The following is a 16,216-nucleotide window of genomic DNA, read 5'->3' as shown; positions in this document are numbered from 1 at the left end:
TTGAGGACTGTGACGAATTCCACCTAGTACGAGGAGTCCGGCGCGAGACGAAACGCCTGCATCGCCTACTACCTGCCGGCTCGAAACCGGGCTCCGCGATCGTCACCGCGGACGGCCCCTGGAACGGATTCCCACGGCAGTCCCGCCGGGGCAATGCGCGGCTGACGCAGATCGATGCTGTCTCCGCAGGCCCGGACAGCTGTTTGACGCCTGTGCAGTGACACGGCCATTTCCCTGATCGCGCCACCCTTCCAGTGCGGCACCAGCATGGCGTGGTGTCGGTGTCATCGCTGCTGCACGGTGATGTCGACGTCGTCGAACAGGCTGGATGCCAGGTGTTTCGGGCCTGTCGGACCCTCGGCGCGGACCATGCTACAAGAGATCGTCATTGAGCGCCATGATTGCAGATCATCCCGGCCGGGCAGGCGGTCCCACCTGCGCGATCGATGAATCCGCAGTTCGGAAACGGGCGAAAACACGCCGCAACCGGTCAGTCCCACGCACAGTTCCAGACGAGCAGGGAACGCGTCATACCACGGAACCACACTGGTCAGAAAGATGTGCACGCCGACAGTTAGGAAGTTCACCTGTCGCAATGACCGTGTGGGCCGACGCCCGTTTCACCGACGTCGGTGACCGGCCACCCGGAAGTTGTTCGACGGACCTTCTCCCGTCGCGGGCGGAGCCCTACACTGGGCGAGGTCTTGATCGACGATTGTCAGTCCGGGCGGCACCGCACGGACCGCCACGACATCACGGGAGAGGCGTATGGGGGATCGGGTCAACGGTCATGCGACTCCGGAATCCACACAATCGGCAATACGTTTCCTGACTCGGCACGGCGGACCTCCCACCGCCACCGACGACGTCCACGACTGGCTGGCCCACCGCGCCACCGAGCATCGGCTCGAGGTGCACCGAGTGCCCTTCAGCACCATGGAACGCTGGTCGTTCCACCCGGAGGACGGCCGGCTCGCGCACGACTCCGGGCGCTTCTTCTCCATCGAGGGTCTGCACGTCCGGACCAACTTCGGATGGCGACGGGACTGGATCCAACCCATCATCGTCCAGCCCGAGATCGGGTTCCTCGGACTGATCGTGCGGGAGTTCGACGGCGTACTGCACGCCCTGGTGCAGGCCAAGGCCGAACCGGGCAACATCAACGCCGTACAGCTCTCACCGACCCTGCAGGCCACCCGCAGCAACTACACGAGGGTCCACAACGGAGCGCACGTCCCGTTCATCGAGTACTTCAACGGCACCCGACCCCACCGCCCCCTCGTCGACGTCCTCCAGTCCGAACAGGGTTCCTGGTTCCTGCGCAAACGCAACCGCAACATGGTGGTCGAGGTCTTCGAGGACCCACCCGAACACCCGAACTGCAGGTGGCTCACCCTCGCCCAACTACGGGCGATGCTCCGCTACGACAACGTGGTGAACATGGACCTGCGGTCCGTGCTGGCCTGCATACCGACCAGGGTGGAACCCGACGCCGTCGGCCGGGTGCTGGACGGACTGTCCGAGGGCTCCTTCGAGACCCGACTGCTGCGCTCGTTCGTCGGGGCGGGCACCCCGGTCCACAACATGAACACCCTGCTGAGCTGGATCTCGGACGTACGCACCACACGGGAGTTCGTCCAACGCACCCGGCCGTTGGCCGACATCGACCGCAGCGGGTGGATCCGGCGCGACGACGGCATCGAACACGAGGACAAGAAGTACTTCAGCATCTTCGGTGTCTCCGTGACGACCGGTCACCGCGAGGTGAGGTCCTGGATGCAACCGCTGCTCTCCCCCGCCAACCACGGCATGCTCGCCCTCCTGGTCAAGGAGATCGACGGCACCCTCCACGCCCTCGTGCACCTGCGCACCGAGGCGGGTGGCCACGACGTCGCCGAGTTGGCGGCGACGGTGCACTGTCAGCCGGACAACTACACCGACGTGCCCGAGGAACACCGCCCCACCTACCTCGACTACGTGCTGGACGTTCCACGTACCCGGATCCGCTACGACGCCTGGCACTCCGAGGAGGGTGGCCGCTTCTACCGCAACGAGAACCGGTACATGCTCGTCGAGGTGCCCGAGGACTTCGACGACGGCGGCGCCCCCGACCACCGGTGGATGACCTTCGGCCAGATCACCGACCTGCTCGCGCACAGCCACTACGTCAACATCCAGCTGCGCAGCCTCGTCGCCTGCGCGTCCGCCGTCTACAACCGGGCGACGGCATGAAGCGCGTACCGACCGATCTGGCGATCTTCGGCGGACCCGAGGCGTTCCTGCACCCGCTGCACGTGGGCCGGCCGACGATCGGCGACCGGCAGCGGTTCCTGGCCCGCCTGGAGTGGGCCCTGAACAACAATTGGCTCACCAACGGCGGACCTCTGGTCCGGGAGTTCGAGGCCCGGGTCGCCGACCTGGTCGGGGTACGGCACTGCATCGCCACCTGCAACGCCACCGTCGCCCTGGAGCTGGTGCTGCGGGCCGGTGACGTCACCGGTGAAGTGATCATGCCGTCGATGACCTTCGCGGCCACCGCGCACGCGGCGAGCTGGCTCGGACTCACACCGGTGTTCTGCGACGTCGACCCGGCGACCGGGCTGGTCGACCCGGACCACGTCGCCGCGCTCGTCACCCCGCAGACCGGCGCGATCGTCGGCGTCCACCTGTGGGGTCGACCCGCACCGGTGGAGGCGCTGGCGAAGATCGCCGCCGAGCACCAGGTCAAACTCTTCTTCGACGCCGCCCACGCCCTGGGCTGCACGACGGACGGACGTCCGGTGGGCGGGTTCGGTGACGCCGAGGTGTTCAGCTTCCACGCCACCAAGGCGGTCACCGCCTTCGAGGGCGGGGCGGTGGTCACCGACGACGGCCTGCTCGCCGAGCGGATCCGGGCCATGCACAACTTCGGCATCGGCCCCGACAAGGTGGTCACCGAGATCGGCACCAACGGCAAGATGAGCGAGTGCGCCGCGGCCATGGGGCTCACCTCCCTCGACGCGTTCGCCGAGACCAAGGAGCACAACCGGGTCAACCACGCGCTCTACACCAGCGAGCTGCGCGACGTACGCGGTGTCACGGTGCACTCGCTCCCGCCCGACGACGAGAGCAACCACCAGTACGTGATCATCCTGGTGGACGGCACCTCCACCGGCATCGACCGGGACCGGCTGCAGGCGATCCTGCGCGCGGAGAAGGTCGTCGCGCAGCCCTACTTCTCCCCCGCCTGCCACCAGATGCCGCCCTACCGCACGGAGCCACCGCTGCGGCTGACCCGGACCGAGTGGCTCGCCGAACGGGTCCTCGCCCTCCCGACCGGCCCCTCGGTGTCCAGTGAGGACATCCGCCGGGTGTGCGACGTCATCCGACTCGCCACCACCAGCGGTCCGCTGATCAACGCGGAGTGGGACAAGCGGAAACGCAACGGTTCGTGATCCTCGTACCACAGACGCCAGAAGGGTTCGCACGTCGATGAAGACCACTCCTACGGCGACCGCCGCACCGATCGGGATCGCGGACGCGGCACGACCCGACGCCGACCGGCCGGCCGTGGTGCGGGCGCTCAGCGCCGAGGTGACCCGCCTCACCGGCGCCGCATCCGACACCGCCGAACGACAGGCCGCCCGGCTCGCCGACCTCACCGCCCACTACGGTGCCTCGCCGTTCACCCCGTTGGAGCAGATGCGCCGTCGGTTCGACCTGGACCGGGCCGGGTTCGGCCGGTTGCTCGACCTGTTCGATCGCATCCCACAGTTGGGCGCGGCGGTGGAGCAGGGGCCGGCGGGCAAGTACTGGAGCAACACGATCAGGCCGCTGAACGCCGCCGGCGCGTTGGAGGCGGCGGTACGGCGGGAACCCGCCTTCCCCTACAGCGTCGGGCTCTACCCCGGCCCGACGTGCATGTTCCGCTGTCACTTCTGCGTACGGGTGACCGGAGCCAAGTACGACGCGGCGTCGGTGGTGCCCGGCAACGAGATCCTCACCTCGGTCATCGACGAGGTGCCGTCGGAGAACCCGACGGCGATGTACCTCTCCGGTGGGCTGGAGCCGTTGACCAACCCGGGCATCGGGGCGTTGGTGTCGCACGCCGCCCGGCGGGGCTTCGCCCTGACCGTCTACACCAACGCCTTCGCCCTCACCGAGCAGACGCTGCGCCGCCAGCCCGGCCTGTGGGACCTCGGCGCGGTCCGCACCTCCCTGTACGGGCTGAACAACGACGAGTACCAGGCCACCACCGGCAAACGGGGCGCCTTCGAACGGGTCCGGAAGAACCTTCAGGACTTCCTCCGGATGCGTGCCGAACGTGCGGCACCGGTCCGGCTCGGACTCAACCACATCATCCTGCCGGGGCGGGCCAACCGCCTCATCGACCTGGTCGACTTCATCGCCGAACTCAACGAGTCCAGCCCGGACCGGCCGCTCGACTTCGTCACCGTCCGCGAGGACTACAGCGGACGGGACGACGGCAGGCTGTCCGAGGACGAACGGACCGAGTTGCGGGAGGGTCTCGCCCGGTTCGTCGACTACGCCGCCGAGCGGACCCCGGGCATGCAGACCGACCTGGGTTACGCGCTGGAGAGCCTGCGTCGGGGTGTCGACGCCCAGTTGTTGCGGATCCGACCGGAGACGATGCGCCCGACGGCCCATCCGCAGGTGGCGGTGCAGATCGACCTGCTCGGCGACGTCTACCTCTACCGGGAGGCCGGTTTCCCCGGGCTGGCGGGGGCCACCCGCTACATCGCCGGGCGGGTCACCCCGGACCGGAGTCTGCACTCGGTCGTCCACGACTTCGTCACCTCGGGTCGCAGCGTCGATCCGCAGCCGGGGGACGAGTTCTTCCTCGACGGTTTCGACCAGTCGGTGACCGCCCGACTCAACCAGCTCGAACAGGACGTCGCCGACGGGTGGGATCAGCACCGGGGCCTGATCCGCGCCGTCTGAACGGATTCGGCGCGCTCCGGCGCGGCGGCGCGATCACGCGCCGCCGCGTCGGAGCGGGCGGGGTTCAGGCGGTCTCGGCCGGGGTGCCCGCCCGCACCGGGAGGTGCCGGGTGCCGAGGACGATCTGGTCGAAGTGACGCAGCGTGTCGTCGTCGCGGTCGACGGCCAGTCGACCGTACCGGGCGATGATCTCCTCCAGGGCGACCTGGTTCTCCAGGCGTGCCAACGGGGCGCCGAGGCAGAAGTGCACGCCGTGGCCGAAGGAGAGCTGCGCGGCACCACCGATCTTGCGGGACGGGTCGAACGTGTCCGGGTCGGGATGCGCCAGGGGGTCACGGTTCGCCGAGAGCACCCAGGTGTTGACCATGACGTCGGCCGGGATCTCGACTCCACCGACGGTGGTGGCCCTGGTCGTGGTGCGCTGCATCTGGGGGAACGGGGGACGGAAGCGCAGCACCTCCTCGATGATCGGCGCGATCAGGCCCCGGTCCTCGGCGGCGGCCGTCCAGTACTCCGGGTGCTCGTCGAGGGTACGGACGATGTTGCCCAGCAGGACGGTGGTGGTGATGTGCCCCGCGAGCAGCAACGCGGTGGAGAAGTTGGCCGCCTCCACGTCGTCGAGGGCGCGCCCGTCGACCTCGGCCAGCACCAGCCGGGAGATCAGGTCGTCCTGCGGTTCGGCCCGTCGTTCCCGACACCTGTCGAGCAGGTAGGAGGTGAGCGGGTTCAGCACCTGCATGATGCGTTCGGCCAGGGCCGGATCGGTCGGGTCGTCCATCTGGATGTCGACCAGTGCGCCGGACCAGTCACCGAACTGCTTGTGGTCCATCCGGGGCAGGCCCAGCAGCTCGGCGACGATCGTGACCGGCAGCGGGAAGGCGAGCGCCTCGACCAGGTCGAAGCGGTCACCGGCGTCGGCCAGCAGTGACCGGGTCACCTCCCGGATGCGTGGTTCGAGGTCGGCGATGGTACGCGGGGTGAAGGCGCTGCTGACGACCTTCCGCAGGGCCCGGTGCTCCGGCGGGTCGATCTCGTGGATCATCCCTGGTGTCGGGTCGGCTCCCTCGATGACGCGGGTGGGGTCGGAGGAGAAGGTGGCGGTGTCGCGGAGGACCTCGCGTACGTCGCTGTGCCGGAAGACGTGCCAGACGCCGTACTGGTCCTGCCAGACCGGATGTCTGTCACGCATCACCGCCAGCCAGTCGAGCAGGACGGCCTCGTCGGCCATGCTCGGGATCTGTTCGATCGTGGTCATGGTTCTCCCCACCGTTCGTCGTCCATCCCGTCCACCCCCGGGCAGAGATGTCGATCTTCGCCAATGTCGCTGATTGTCGACTCAGTTCGTCGCCGTACGCGGGAATCGGTCAGCTCGCCCGGACCCGGACCCGGCCCCAACTCGTGGCGCCGACCTCGGAGGGAAACGGGCGGATGACGCGCAGATCGTCCTCGAAGTCGGTCTCGGCGTTCAGGATCGCCTGATGGATCCGTTGCACCTGCGGCTCCGGTTCCAGACCCAGTTCGTCGACGAGGTTGCGGCGCAACCGGTGGAAGACCTCCAACGCCTGCGCGCGTCGGCCACTGAGATACAGCGCCCGCATGTACTGCGCCTGGAGCCCCTCGTGCAGCGGATTCTCCGCGGTGAGCGCGGTCAGCTCGATGAGGGCCTCCCGGTACATCCCCTGACGCAACTTCGCGCCGACCAGGTATTCGCTGGCCATGAGCCAGGACTCCTCCAGTTCGCGGCGCTTCGACTCCAGCACCCGACCCAGGGGGACGTCGACGAGCGCGGGCCCGCGCCAGAGCCCGAGGGCCTCGGTGAGCCTGCGGGTGCCGGTCACGTCGTCACCGAGGCCGAGCGCGGCGCAGCCGGCCGACATCAGACGCTGGTACTCCCGGACGTCGAGGGCGATCTGGTCACCGCGGAGCAGATAACCGCCGGCCCGGGTGATGAGCAGACTCCGGGTGACCTCCTCGGCGGGCAGGCCGGTGACCGCCACGAACATCTTGCGCAGATTGAGAATGTACGTCTGGAGGGTGGTCAGTCTGCTGACCGGCGGCTCGTCGTCCCAGAGCTCGGAGACCAGGACGGAGACCGGAACGACCTGGTCGGCGTGGACGAGGAGCATTGCGAGAACATTTCTCGGTTTCCGTGCCGTCGGCGTCTTTCGCGGCGATGGGGAACTGACGAACAGCGGACCCAGGACTCCGAGGCTTACCACGGTCTCCGGATTTTGCAATTGCACTACATCCCCCATCGAAAAGCAATGGAACCGGACATTCAGCGATCCATGGTGATCGAAGCGCGCTAAGCCGAAACTAGCACCCCGATCAAGGAGGCCGCGAGCCCTTGACGGTACGGTTCCCTCACACCACCGCACACCCGCCGGACCAGTAATGCCGCACCGGTGGCGTTTTCGCTGGTAGACGCCGTCAATACGTACGCCCGTCACACTGGGCAACATATTCGCCGGGGCCGGTACCACCATCCCGACCGGGAAAGCCGGATGCAATAGCGAACTGCGGTTTTTGCCCGGAAGGCGGTTTTATCCGGGGAGATCCCACACCTCGCTCCGTTTCACCACCACGACCCAGGGAACGTCTACCTCACCCGGTCGCCGAAGGGCCGGACGAGGAGCCGACGACCCCGAGGCGGGTCGGCCGGTCGAAGGAGGCAGACATGCGCGGCGCAGTCCTGTACGCCCCCGGTGACGTCCGGGTGGAGCAGCGCGAGGACCCCCGGATCGAGGCGCCGACCGACGCGGTCATCCGGCTGACCGCCACCTGCGTCTGCGGCTCCGACCTGTGGCCGTACCGGGGGATCGAGAAGGTCACCGGAGCGGCCCCGATGGGCCACGAGTACGTCGGCGTCGTCGAGGAGGTCGGCGGCGAGGTCCGTACGCTGCGCCCCGGCCAGTTCGTCGTCGGCTCCTTCTTCGCCTCCGACAACACCTGCGAGATCTGCCGCTCCGGCTACCAGAGCTCGTGCCTGCACCGGGTGGGGATGGGCGGGCTCGGCGCCCAGGCGGAGTACCTGCGGGTACCGCTCGCCGACGGGACCCTGGTCGCCACCCCCGAGACGCCGCCGGACGAGCTGGTCCCCAGCTTCCTGGCCGCCTCCGACGTACTGGGGACGGGATGGTTCGCCGCGGTGGCCGCAGCGGTCGGGCCGGGCAAGACCGTCGCCGTCGTCGGGGACGGCGCCGTCGGGTTGCTCGGCGTCCTGGCGGCCAACCAGCTCGGCGCGGAACGGATCATCGCGATGAGTCGGCACGAACCACGCCAGAAGCTCGCCGTCGAGTACGGGGCGACCGACGTCGTCACCGAACGCGGCGAGGACGGGGTGGCCCGGATCAAGGACCTCACCGACGGGCTCGGCGCCCACTCGGTGATCGAGGCGGTCGGCACCCAGGAGTCGATGATGCAGGCCATCCGGTCCACCCGACCCGGCGGACACGTCGGCTACGTCGGCGTCACCCACGACGTGCAGCTCTCCGGCATGGAACTGTTCTTCTCCCACGTGCACCTGCACGGCGGCCCCGCACCCGTACGCCGGTTCCTGCCCGAACTGAACACCCTGATCTGGGACCGGCAGATCGACCCGGGCCGGGTCTTCGACCTCACCCTCCCCCTCGACGAGGCCGCCGAGGGCTACCGCGCGATGGACGAACGTCGCGCCGTCAAGGTCCTCCTGCGCCCCTGACCCGACGCCGGAACCGGCTCCCAGCAGACCGCCGGTGCCGCCACCGCCGGGTGGCGGTGCCGTTTGCCGGGAACCCGGTCGGGAAGTCAGGCGCTCCGGCGGCGACAGCCGTCCTCCCTCGCTGATGGGGTGCCGACGATGACGAACCGTCCGACAGCGGTGTCGACAGCGGGAACGACGCGGGTGACCACGCCGCTGACCGTCGGCGTGGAGGAGGAGTTCCTGCTCCTGGACCCCGCCACCGGCGGCAGCCTGCCGGTCGCCGACCGGGTGCTCGCCGCCCTGCCCGGACCGGCCCGGCAGCAGAGCCGCCAGGAGTTCCGGCACAGCATGGTCGAGATGGTCACCCCGGTCTGCACCGACCTCGGCGAGCTGCGCGACCACCTGGTGGCGTTGCGCCGCAGCGCTGCCGACGCGGCCCGGACCGCCGGGGCCAACCTGGTCGCCGTCGGCGCCACCCCCGTCCGGGAACCCCACCGGACGGTGCCCGACGAACCCCGCTACCACGCCATGTCCCGACGCTTCGGCCCGGTCGCGCACGACCCGGCGGTCTGCGGCTGCCACGTCCACGTGGGCCTGCCCGACCGGGAACTGGCGGTGCAGGTCTGCAACCACCTGCGGCCCTGGCTGCCGATCGTCCAGGCGATCACCGTCAACTCGCCCCTGCACGACGGGTACGACACCGGGCACGCCAGCTGGCGGTCGATGCAGTTGGAACGGTGGCCGAGCATCGGCCCCACCCCGTACTTCACCTCCGCCGCCGACTACGACGCCACGGTGGCCGCCCTCGTCGACGCGGGGATCATGCTCGACTCGGCGATGGTCTACTGGTACGCCCGCCCGTCGACCAGCTATCCGACGGTGGAGATCCGGGTCGGGGACGTCTGCCCCCGGGTGGACGACACGGTGCTGGTCGCCGCCCTGGTACGCGCGCTGGTCGCCACCACCGCCGACGACGTACGCGCCGGTGTCGCCGCGCCCCGGCTGCGCGGATGTCTGGTGGCGGCGGCCCACTGGCGGGCCGCCCACCACGGCCTCGACGGCGACCTGATCGACCTGCGGGCCGGCGGGGCACGGCCCGCGTGGCACCTCGTGGAGGAGCTGGTCGCGGCGGTCACCCCCGCGCTGGTGCGCCACGACGACCTGTCGTACGTCCTGGAACAGCTCGCCCGGCTGCGCCGCGACGGGACCGGGGCCGCCCGGCAGCGACGGATCATGGCCGCCACCGGCGGTGACGTCCGCGCGGTCCTCGACCACCTGACCGCCCAGACCGTCGACTGTTGACCGGTACGGCGTTCAGCGGACCCCGTGGGTCTGGAGCCACAGTTCGAGCAGGCCGAGCTGCCACAGCTTGTTGCTGCCGGCAGCGGCCTGCGCCCGGTCCGGTTCGGCGAGCAACTCCTCGACGTACTCCGGTCGGAACAGCGCCCGCTCCCGGGCGGCCGGTGCCCGCAGCGCCTCGGTGACCAGTTCCCGGAGCGGACCGTCGACGTTGCGCAGCGCAGGCACCGGGAAGTAGCCCTTCGGCCGGTCGACGACCTCGGCGGAGAGCACCTGCCGGGCGATCTCCTTGAGCACCCCCTTGCCGCCCTGCGCGACCTTGTGCTCCGGGGGGCAGGCGGCGGCGAGCGCCACCAGGTCCTGGTCGAGGAAGGGGGTCCGGACCTCCAACCCCCACGCCATGCTCATGCTGTCGACCCGTTTGACCGGGTCGTCGGGCAACATCAGGTGGGTGTCCAGGCGCAGTACGGCGTCCAGGGCGGTGTCCGCGCCGGGGGCCGCCAGGTCGGCGACGACCAGGTCCCGGCTGGCGTCGACGTCAGGGACCGGGAACCCGACCACCCGGCTCAACTCGGCGTGGTCCCGGTCGAAGAAGGCGTCGGCGAACCGGCGCGCGGCGTCGACCCGGGGCACCGTGGCCATCGGCTGGTGGTAGCCGTACCCGGCGAAGACCTCGTCGGCCCCCTGGCCGGACTGGGCCACCTTCACGTGGGCCGCCACCTGCTCGCAGAGCAGATGGAAGGCGACCACGTCGTGGCTGCCCATCGGCTCGGTCATCGCCGCGACGGTCCGGCGGACGGCGGGCACCAGGTCGTCGTCGGCGAGCCGGATCCGCTGGTGGTCGGTGTCGTAGGCCCGGGCGACCAGGTCGGAGTAGTGGAACTCGTCGCCTGCCTCGTCGCCACGGCTGTCGAAGCCGATGCTGAACGTCCGGACCCGCTCCTGTCCCGCCTCGGCGAGCAGCGCCACGATCAGGCTGGAGTCGAGCCCTCCGGAGAGCAGCACCCCTACCGGCACGTCGGCGACGAGACGGCGTCGTACCGCAGTGCGCAGGGCCTCGCCGACCGCGTCCTGCCAGTCGCCGGCGTCCCAGCCGGCGTGCGCGCTGTCGCGGACGTAGTCGGGCCGCCAGTAGACGCGCTCGCGGCTGCGGCCGTCGGCCTCGACGACCCGGACGGTGGCCGGCGGCAGCTTCCGCACCCCGCGCAGGATGGTCCGGGGTGCCGGCACGATCGAGTGCCACGACAGGTAGTGGTGCAACGCCACCGGGTCGACCGAGGTGTCGACGTCCCCGGCGGCCAGCAGGGCCGGCAGGGTCGAGGCGAACCGCAGCCGTCCGGGCCTCTCGGCGAGGTAGAGGGGCTTGATGCCCAGCCGGTCGCGGGCCAGGACCAGCCGGCGCCGGGTCCGGTCGACCAGGCCGACGGCGAACATCCCGACCAGGTGGTCGACGAAGTCCTCGCCCCACTCGGCGTACGCCACCAGGATCACCTCGGTGTCACTGGTGGAGTGGAAGGTGTGTCCCGCGGCGCGCAGCTGTTCGCGCAGCTGCGGATAGTTGTAGATGCAGCCGTTGAAGACCACGGCGAGTCCGAGGTCCTCGCGGACCATCGGCTGGCCGCCCGCGTCGGACAGGTCGATCACGGTCAACCGGCGGTGCCCGAGGGCCACCCACCCGCAGTCCCACGCCCCCTCGCCGTCCGGGCCGCGCGAGCGCAACGCCTCGTTCATCCGCAGCACCGCGTCGGCGTCCGGCGGACTGCCGTCGAACCTCGCCTCACCGCTGATGCCGCACACGTCAGGAGGCCCTGGTCGTCGTGGGTGATGCGGGCACCGTCACCACTCCTGTCGTCGGTACGCCTCTCAGCCCGCTACCGGCGATGTGACCGGGTGTCGGGCCGGAGCGGCCGTCTACCCGTCGTCAGCGTGGTGAAACCGTCCGATCGGTCGACCCGCCACCGGCCGACCCCCGGCTCAGCCCTGGTCGGGTACGCCCGCCCCGACGCCGGGGTGTTCGGCGCTGGCGGTGAGGATCCGTTTACGCTGCTTGGTCGGGAGTCTGTCGACGTAGACCAGGCCGTCGAGGTGGTCGACCTCGTGCTGGAAGCACCGGGCCAGGGTGCCGCTGCCCTCCAGTCGGATCGGCTCGCCCCGCAGGTCGAATCCGGTCACGGCGGCGACGGCCGACCGGGTCATCTCGGCGTGCTGACCGGGCACCGACAGGCACCCCTCCTCGTCGGCGACGAGTTCCCGTGCCTCGGGCAGGTGCAGCACCGGGTTGACCACCACCGCCACGGTGCGCGTCCCCGTCGCGTCGGCGCAGTCCACCACGAAGATCCGGGCGTCCACCCCGATCTGGTTGGCGGCCAGGCCCACCCCTCGGGCGGCGTACATGCTGGCGTACATGTCGGCGACGAGCCGGGCGAGGTCGTCGTCGAAGACGGTCACCTCGGCACACCGGCGGTGGAGGACCGGTGCGCCGTACCGGGTGATGGGGCGTGGAGTGCCGGTGGAGGTCTGCACAGTCACCCATTGTAGGCAGTCGGCCCACGATGGTGAGGAAGGGTCGGTGGGTCGGTCACCGGACGTCGACGGGCGGCGGCGTGCAGGTACCCGGTCACCACCGTGGTGATCTCACCGGTCAGTTCCTCCGCCTCTCCCCCGCCCTGTCCGACGAGCCGGTGCACCAGGGACTCCACCACCGCGACCACGATCCGGGCGGTGCGCTCGGGGTCGGGTAGGTCCAGGTCGGGATCCCGTCGGAGCAGGCCCGCGACGGCGGTGACCGCCTCCTGCTCGGCGAGCCGGAACCGGTCGAGCAGTTCCGGTGGCCGGGGCGACTCCTCGAACAGGACCCGGTGCAGCCTCGGCTCGTCGGCGTGCAGCCGGGTGAACCCCTCGACCACGACGGGCAGCCACTCGGTCAGCCGTACCGGTCCGTCGGCGACCCGGGTGAGACCGGCCCGTACGACGGCGGTGCCCTCGTCGAGGTGGGCCAGGGCGAGGGTCAGCAGGATCGAGTCCTTGTTCGGGAAGTACTGGTACACGGATCCGACGGAGAGCCCGGCCGCCGCGGCGATGCGGTCGGTCGTACCCGCGGCGTGCCCGTGCTCGGCGAAAACGCGAGCAGCCGCGTCGAGGATGCGCCGCCGGGTCTGCCACGACCGGTGTTGGCGCGGTGTCTTCCTGGGCTGATGTGGGGACGGCCGAGGTGGCACCGGTGACCTCCGAACGCGAGTACCTGAACCTGAGGAATTCCTCGTATCATAGCTACGAGTAGGACAAACTCACCTGAGTGGACCGACCTCGTCGCGGGGCGGATCCACCCGACGGAAGGCCGACGTGCCCCCTCACCGACAGACCTATCAGGACGTCACCTTCTGGCGCGGGTACGAGCGCTTCTATCCACCGTCGCTGCGCCACGGCGACGACGACCCGGTGGAACAGTGGTGGCGGTGGCGGGACGTCGACGTACACCTCGATCGGTTCCCGGCCCCCGACGCCGAGGCCACCCTCGTCCTGTTGCACGGGGCGGGCGGGTACGGTCGCATGCTCGCTCCCTATGCCCGACTGCTGCGGCGGGCCGAGTCGGTCGAGGTGGTCGCCCCCGACCTCCCCGGCTACGGACTGACCCGCACCGACACCGCCGTGTCGTACCCGGACTGGCTCGACTGCGTCACCGACCTCGTCGCCGCCGAACGGTCCCGCGCCCACCGTCCGGTGTTCCTGCTCGGGGCGAGCATGGGCGGGATGCTGGCCTACCAGGCCGCGGCGCGCGGCGGGGTGGCCGGGCTGGTCGTCACCTGTCTGCTGGACCCCGGGCGACCGGAGGTACGGGCCCGGATGACCCGGATGCCCGTGGTCGGGCGGCTGGGACCGACGGTGATGCCCAGGCTGCGTCGGCTCGACCGGTTGCCCGTACCCATGGGGATGGTGGCGAACATGGCCGCGATGAGCAACGAACCGGCGCTGACCGCGCTGGTGCGGGCCGACCGGTGCGGCGGCGGCAACCGGGTCCCCCTCCGCTTCCTGCGCACCTTCCTCACCGGTGCGCCACCGATGGAGCCGGAACGGTTCACCGTCTGCCCGGTCCTGATGGTCCACCCCGGAGCCGACCGCTGGACCCCGCCGGAGTTCAGCGTGCCCTTCTTCGAACGGATCGCCGCCGACACCGAGCTGGTGATCCTGGACCGGGCCGGGCACCTGCCGATCGAGGAGCCCGGACTCACCCGGCTCGGGCAGGCCACCGGAGACTTCGTCCGTCGGCACCGGCAGGGGTGACGACGCCGCCGTCAGGTACCTGGCGATCCCGCCCCGCGGGCTGCGCGCCTGACCCGGCCGGTCAGGCGCGCGGTGGACCGGCGGGAACGGGCGTGCCGCCGCGTCGGTGGCCGCTCGGGCTGACACCCCGGATCCGTTTGAACGCCGCGCTGAAGGCGAACGGGTCCGAGTAGCCGACGGCGTGGGCGACAGCGGCGACCGTCGCCGTCTCCCGCTCGACCAGCAGGTCCGCCGCGAGCGTCATGCGCCAGCGGGTCAGGTAGGTCAGCGGTGGTTCGCCGACCAGGTCGACGAAACGCTTCGCCAGGGTGGAACGCGACACCCCCGTCCGCCCGGCGATGGAGGAGACCGTCCAGGGTGCCGACGGTTCGGCGTGCAGCAGACGCAGCGCCTCGCCGACCACCGGATCCCGCTGCGCGGCGTACCAGGGCGGCGGTGTGCCGCCGGGTCTGTCGAAGTACTCCCGCACCGCACAGACCAGCATCCAGTCCAGCAGCCGGTCCAGGACCACCTGCTGGCCGGGGGTGTCGGTGGCGACCTCGGCGGCGAGATGCCCCAGGATCGCCTCGGCCCCACCTCCCGGCGTGGCGCGCAGCACCACGGGCAACGCCTCCAGCAACCTCCGGTTCACCTCACCGCGCACCGGGTACGCCCCGACGATCAACGTGGTCGCGCCGTCACCGGAGCCGTCGGCGTCACCGCACTCGCGGGTCCACCCGATCCGGTGCCGGGTTCCACCCTGCTCGGGGGCCGCGCAGTGCTCGCCGCACGGAACCGGCACGGCCCGGGTGTCGACCTCGTCGACGAAGGTGAAGGGGGCCGGTCCCCGCACGATGACCGTCTCCCCCGCGCCGAGCGGTACGGGCGCCCGGTGCTCCGGCACGATCCAGCCCGACCCGCCGAGGACGGTGCACAACGTCAGGGGTGCGCCGTCGACGAAGTGCAGGGCCCAGGGCGGGGAGAGCGTCGAGTTGCCGAACAACGAACCCCGGGCCCGCATCCCCCGGAACAGGTCACCGAACGCGTCCATCGACCCGACGGTAGACGACGACACATGCGGTCCGGCTTCTCACCCATGGCTGCGTCCACCGGTCTGGCGTCGAATGGAGGTCATGAACAACGACACCACCCTCGTCCTCGGTGCCACGGGCAAGACCGGACGGCGGGTCGCCGCCCGGCTACGACTGCACGGCGGGGCGGTACGGACCGCCTCCCGGACCAGCCCTACCCGCTTCGACTGGTCGCACCCCGACGGTTGGGACGCCGTCCTGCGGGGCGTGACCGCCGTGTACGTGGTGCCCCCACCGGTACCCGGCCCGGTGCACGAGTTCGTGGCGCGGGCCGAGGCGGCCGGCGTACGGCGTCTGGTCCTGCTCTCCGGGCGGGGGGCCGACTCCTGGGGCGACGGCACGTTCGGGGCGGACATGCGTTCGGCCGAGGACGCCGTACGCGGCTCGGCATCGGAGTGGACAGTGCTGCGGGGGGCGAACTTCGACCAGAACTTCGACGAGGACATCTTCCACGGCCCGCTGGTCGCCGGAGAGCTGGCACTCCCGGCCGGGGCGGTGCCCGAGCCGTTCGTCGACGTGGAGGACGTCGCCGACGTCGCGGCGAGGGTGCTCACCGAACCCGGCCGACACGCCGGGCGGATCTACGAGCTGTCCGGGCCGCGCGCCCTGACCTTCGCCGAGGCCGTCGAGCTGATCTCCCGGGCGGCCGGGCGGCCCGTCTCGTACCGGCAGGTCTCCCCCGACGCGTACGCCGCCGGGTTGGTCGGGCAGGGCTGGGAGAAGGACGACGCCCGCCAGCTCGCCGACATGTTCGTGGTGATGGAACGCGGGGTGATCGCCGAACCGACGGACGACGTCGCCGCCGTGTCGGGGCGCGCACCCCGGTCCTTCGAGGAGTACGTGGTGCGGGTCGCGGCGGCGGGCGGCTGGGAGCCGCAGCGGTGAGGACCGCCCACTCCGACGGGGGCGAGCCCCGGCCGATCCCGTGCAGGGATCGGCCGGG

General features: G+C 70.6%; 14 protein-coding genes and 1 pseudogene. 7 read left to right on the top strand and 8 right to left on the bottom strand.

All coding sequences use genetic code 11. The annotated features are described in order from the left end of the window. Positions 1-284: 284 nt before the first annotated feature. Positions 285-587 carry a hypothetical protein gene (locus tag WHN02_RS15955; RefSeq protein ID WP_434739534.1) on the bottom strand — a complete coding sequence of 101 codons (303 nt, stop codon included), beginning with the start codon at positions 585-587 and terminating at the stop codon, positions 285-287. Between the two features lie 334 nt (positions 588-921). Here WHN02_RS15955 and WHN02_RS15950 point away from each other — a divergent pair, with 334 nt between their 5' ends. The 3 genes from WHN02_RS15950 to desII are packed head-to-tail and all read left to right on the top strand — an operon-like array spanning position 922 to position 4,941. After that, positions 922-2,232, top strand: coding sequence for an NDP-hexose 2,3-dehydratase family protein (locus WHN02_RS15950; protein WP_434739533.1), 1,311 nt, complete (start codon positions 922-924; stop codon positions 2,230-2,232). Next, a complete protein-coding gene (locus tag WHN02_RS15945; protein ID WP_434739532.1) occupies positions 2,229-3,434 on the top strand; it encodes a dTDP-4-dehydro-6-deoxyglucose aminotransferase in 1,206 nt (401 codons plus the stop codon). The genes WHN02_RS15950 and WHN02_RS15945 overlap by 4 nt, the downstream gene beginning before the upstream one ends. Before the next feature lie 37 nt (positions 3,435-3,471). Beyond that, positions 3,472-4,941 (top strand): dTDP-4-amino-4,6-dideoxy-D-glucose ammonia-lyase, encoded by a 1,470-nt coding sequence (gene desII / locus WHN02_RS15940; protein WP_434739531.1) that lies wholly within the window; start codon positions 3,472-3,474, stop codon positions 4,939-4,941. A 64-nt stretch (positions 4,942-5,005) separates the two neighbouring features. Here desII and WHN02_RS15935 read toward each other — a convergent pair whose 3' ends face one another. Both WHN02_RS15935 and WHN02_RS15930 read right to left on the bottom strand, forming a co-directional pair. Next, positions 5,006-6,196, bottom strand: a complete 1,191-nt coding sequence (locus WHN02_RS15935; protein ID WP_434739530.1) for a cytochrome P450 — start codon at positions 6,194-6,196, stop codon at positions 5,006-5,008. A gap of 109 nt (positions 6,197-6,305) precedes the next feature. After that, a complete protein-coding gene (locus WHN02_RS15930) occupies positions 6,306-7,067 on the bottom strand; it encodes an AfsR/SARP family transcriptional regulator (RefSeq protein WP_434739529.1) in 762 nt (253 codons plus the stop codon). Positions 7,068-7,618: 551 nt separating this feature from the next. Between WHN02_RS15930 and WHN02_RS15925 the strand changes: the two genes are divergently transcribed. Together WHN02_RS15925 and WHN02_RS15920 are read left to right on the top strand one after the other, a co-directional pair. Next, entirely contained in the window at positions 7,619-8,641 is a 1,023-nt protein-coding gene (locus tag WHN02_RS15925) for a zinc-dependent alcohol dehydrogenase family protein (RefSeq protein WP_434739528.1), read from the top strand. 138 nt (positions 8,642-8,779) lie between these two features. Beyond that, positions 8,780-9,925, top strand: a complete 1,146-nt coding sequence (locus WHN02_RS15920) for a carboxylate-amine ligase (protein ID WP_434739527.1) — start codon at positions 8,780-8,782, stop codon at positions 9,923-9,925. Between the two features lie 12 nt (positions 9,926-9,937). On the opposite strand, the gene WHN02_RS15915 is transcribed toward WHN02_RS15920, so the two are convergent. The 4 genes and pseudogenes from WHN02_RS15915 to WHN02_RS15900 all read right to left on the bottom strand — a co-directional run. After that, a complete protein-coding gene (locus tag WHN02_RS15915) occupies positions 9,938-11,719 on the bottom strand; it encodes an N-acetylglutaminylglutamine amidotransferase (RefSeq protein WP_434739526.1) in 1,782 nt (593 codons plus the stop codon). Positions 11,720-11,896: 177 nt separating this feature from the next. Further along, positions 11,897-12,445 carry a peptide deformylase gene (gene def / locus WHN02_RS15910; RefSeq protein WP_434739525.1) on the bottom strand — a complete coding sequence of 183 codons (549 nt, stop codon included), beginning with the start codon at positions 12,443-12,445 and terminating at the stop codon, positions 11,897-11,899. A gap of 2 nt (positions 12,446-12,447) precedes the next feature. Continuing rightward, positions 12,448-12,969 (bottom strand): hypothetical protein, encoded by a 522-nt coding sequence (locus WHN02_RS15905; RefSeq protein WP_434743971.1) that lies wholly within the window; start codon positions 12,967-12,969, stop codon positions 12,448-12,450. A 21-nt stretch (positions 12,970-12,990) separates the two neighbouring features. Then, positions 12,991-13,140: pseudogene (locus WHN02_RS15900) on the bottom strand (TetR family transcriptional regulator); the annotation flags it as partial. Positions 13,141-13,264: 124 nt separating this feature from the next. Here WHN02_RS15900 and WHN02_RS15895 point away from each other — a divergent pair. Next, a complete protein-coding gene (locus WHN02_RS15895) occupies positions 13,265-14,203 on the top strand; it encodes an alpha/beta hydrolase (protein ID WP_434739524.1) in 939 nt (312 codons plus the stop codon). A 61-nt stretch (positions 14,204-14,264) separates the two neighbouring features. On the opposite strand, the gene WHN02_RS15890 is transcribed toward WHN02_RS15895, so the two are convergent. Next, on the bottom strand, positions 14,265-15,233 hold the full coding sequence (locus tag WHN02_RS15890; RefSeq protein ID WP_434739523.1) for an AraC family transcriptional regulator: 969 nt from the start codon (positions 15,231-15,233) through the stop codon (positions 14,265-14,267). A gap of 82 nt (positions 15,234-15,315) precedes the next feature. Between WHN02_RS15890 and WHN02_RS15885 the strand changes: the two genes are divergently transcribed. After that, complete coding sequence (locus tag WHN02_RS15885) at positions 15,316-16,158, top strand: NmrA family NAD(P)-binding protein (protein WP_434739522.1); 843 nt, start codon at positions 15,316-15,318, stop codon at positions 16,156-16,158. The last annotated feature ends 58 nt before the right edge of the window (positions 16,159-16,216 follow it).

Origin of the sequence: Micromonospora sp. SH-82 (genome assembly GCF_051132485.1) — a bacterium.
Classification (GTDB): domain Bacteria; phylum Actinomycetota; class Actinomycetes; order Mycobacteriales; family Micromonosporaceae; genus Micromonospora.
This window is presented reverse-complemented; position numbering and strand designations above follow the sequence as displayed.

Bases quoted from the DNA above. Each gene is read 5' to 3' on its own strand.
- WHN02_RS15945 (WP_434739532.1), top strand. From the start codon at position 2,229: ATGAAGCGCGTACCGACCGATCTGGCGATCTTCGGCGGACCCGAGGCG.
- WHN02_RS15930 (WP_434739529.1), bottom strand. From the start codon at position 7,067: ATGCTCCTCGTCCACGCCGACCAGGTCGTTCCGGTCTCCGTCCTGGTC.
- WHN02_RS15885 (WP_434739522.1), top strand. From the start codon at position 15,316: ATGAACAACGACACCACCCTCGTCCTCGGTGCCACGGGCAAGACCGGA.
- WHN02_RS15925 (WP_434739528.1), top strand. From the start codon at position 7,619: ATGCGCGGCGCAGTCCTGTACGCCCCCGGTGACGTCCGGGTGGAGCAG.
- WHN02_RS15935 (WP_434739530.1), bottom strand. From the start codon at position 6,196: ATGACCACGATCGAACAGATCCCGAGCATGGCCGACGAGGCCGTCCTG.
- WHN02_RS15920 (WP_434739527.1), top strand. From the start codon at position 8,780: ATGACGAACCGTCCGACAGCGGTGTCGACAGCGGGAACGACGCGGGTG.
- desII (WP_434739531.1), top strand. From the start codon at position 3,472: ATGAAGACCACTCCTACGGCGACCGCCGCACCGATCGGGATCGCGGAC.
- WHN02_RS15890 (WP_434739523.1), bottom strand. From the start codon at position 15,233: ATGGACGCGTTCGGTGACCTGTTCCGGGGGATGCGGGCCCGGGGTTCG.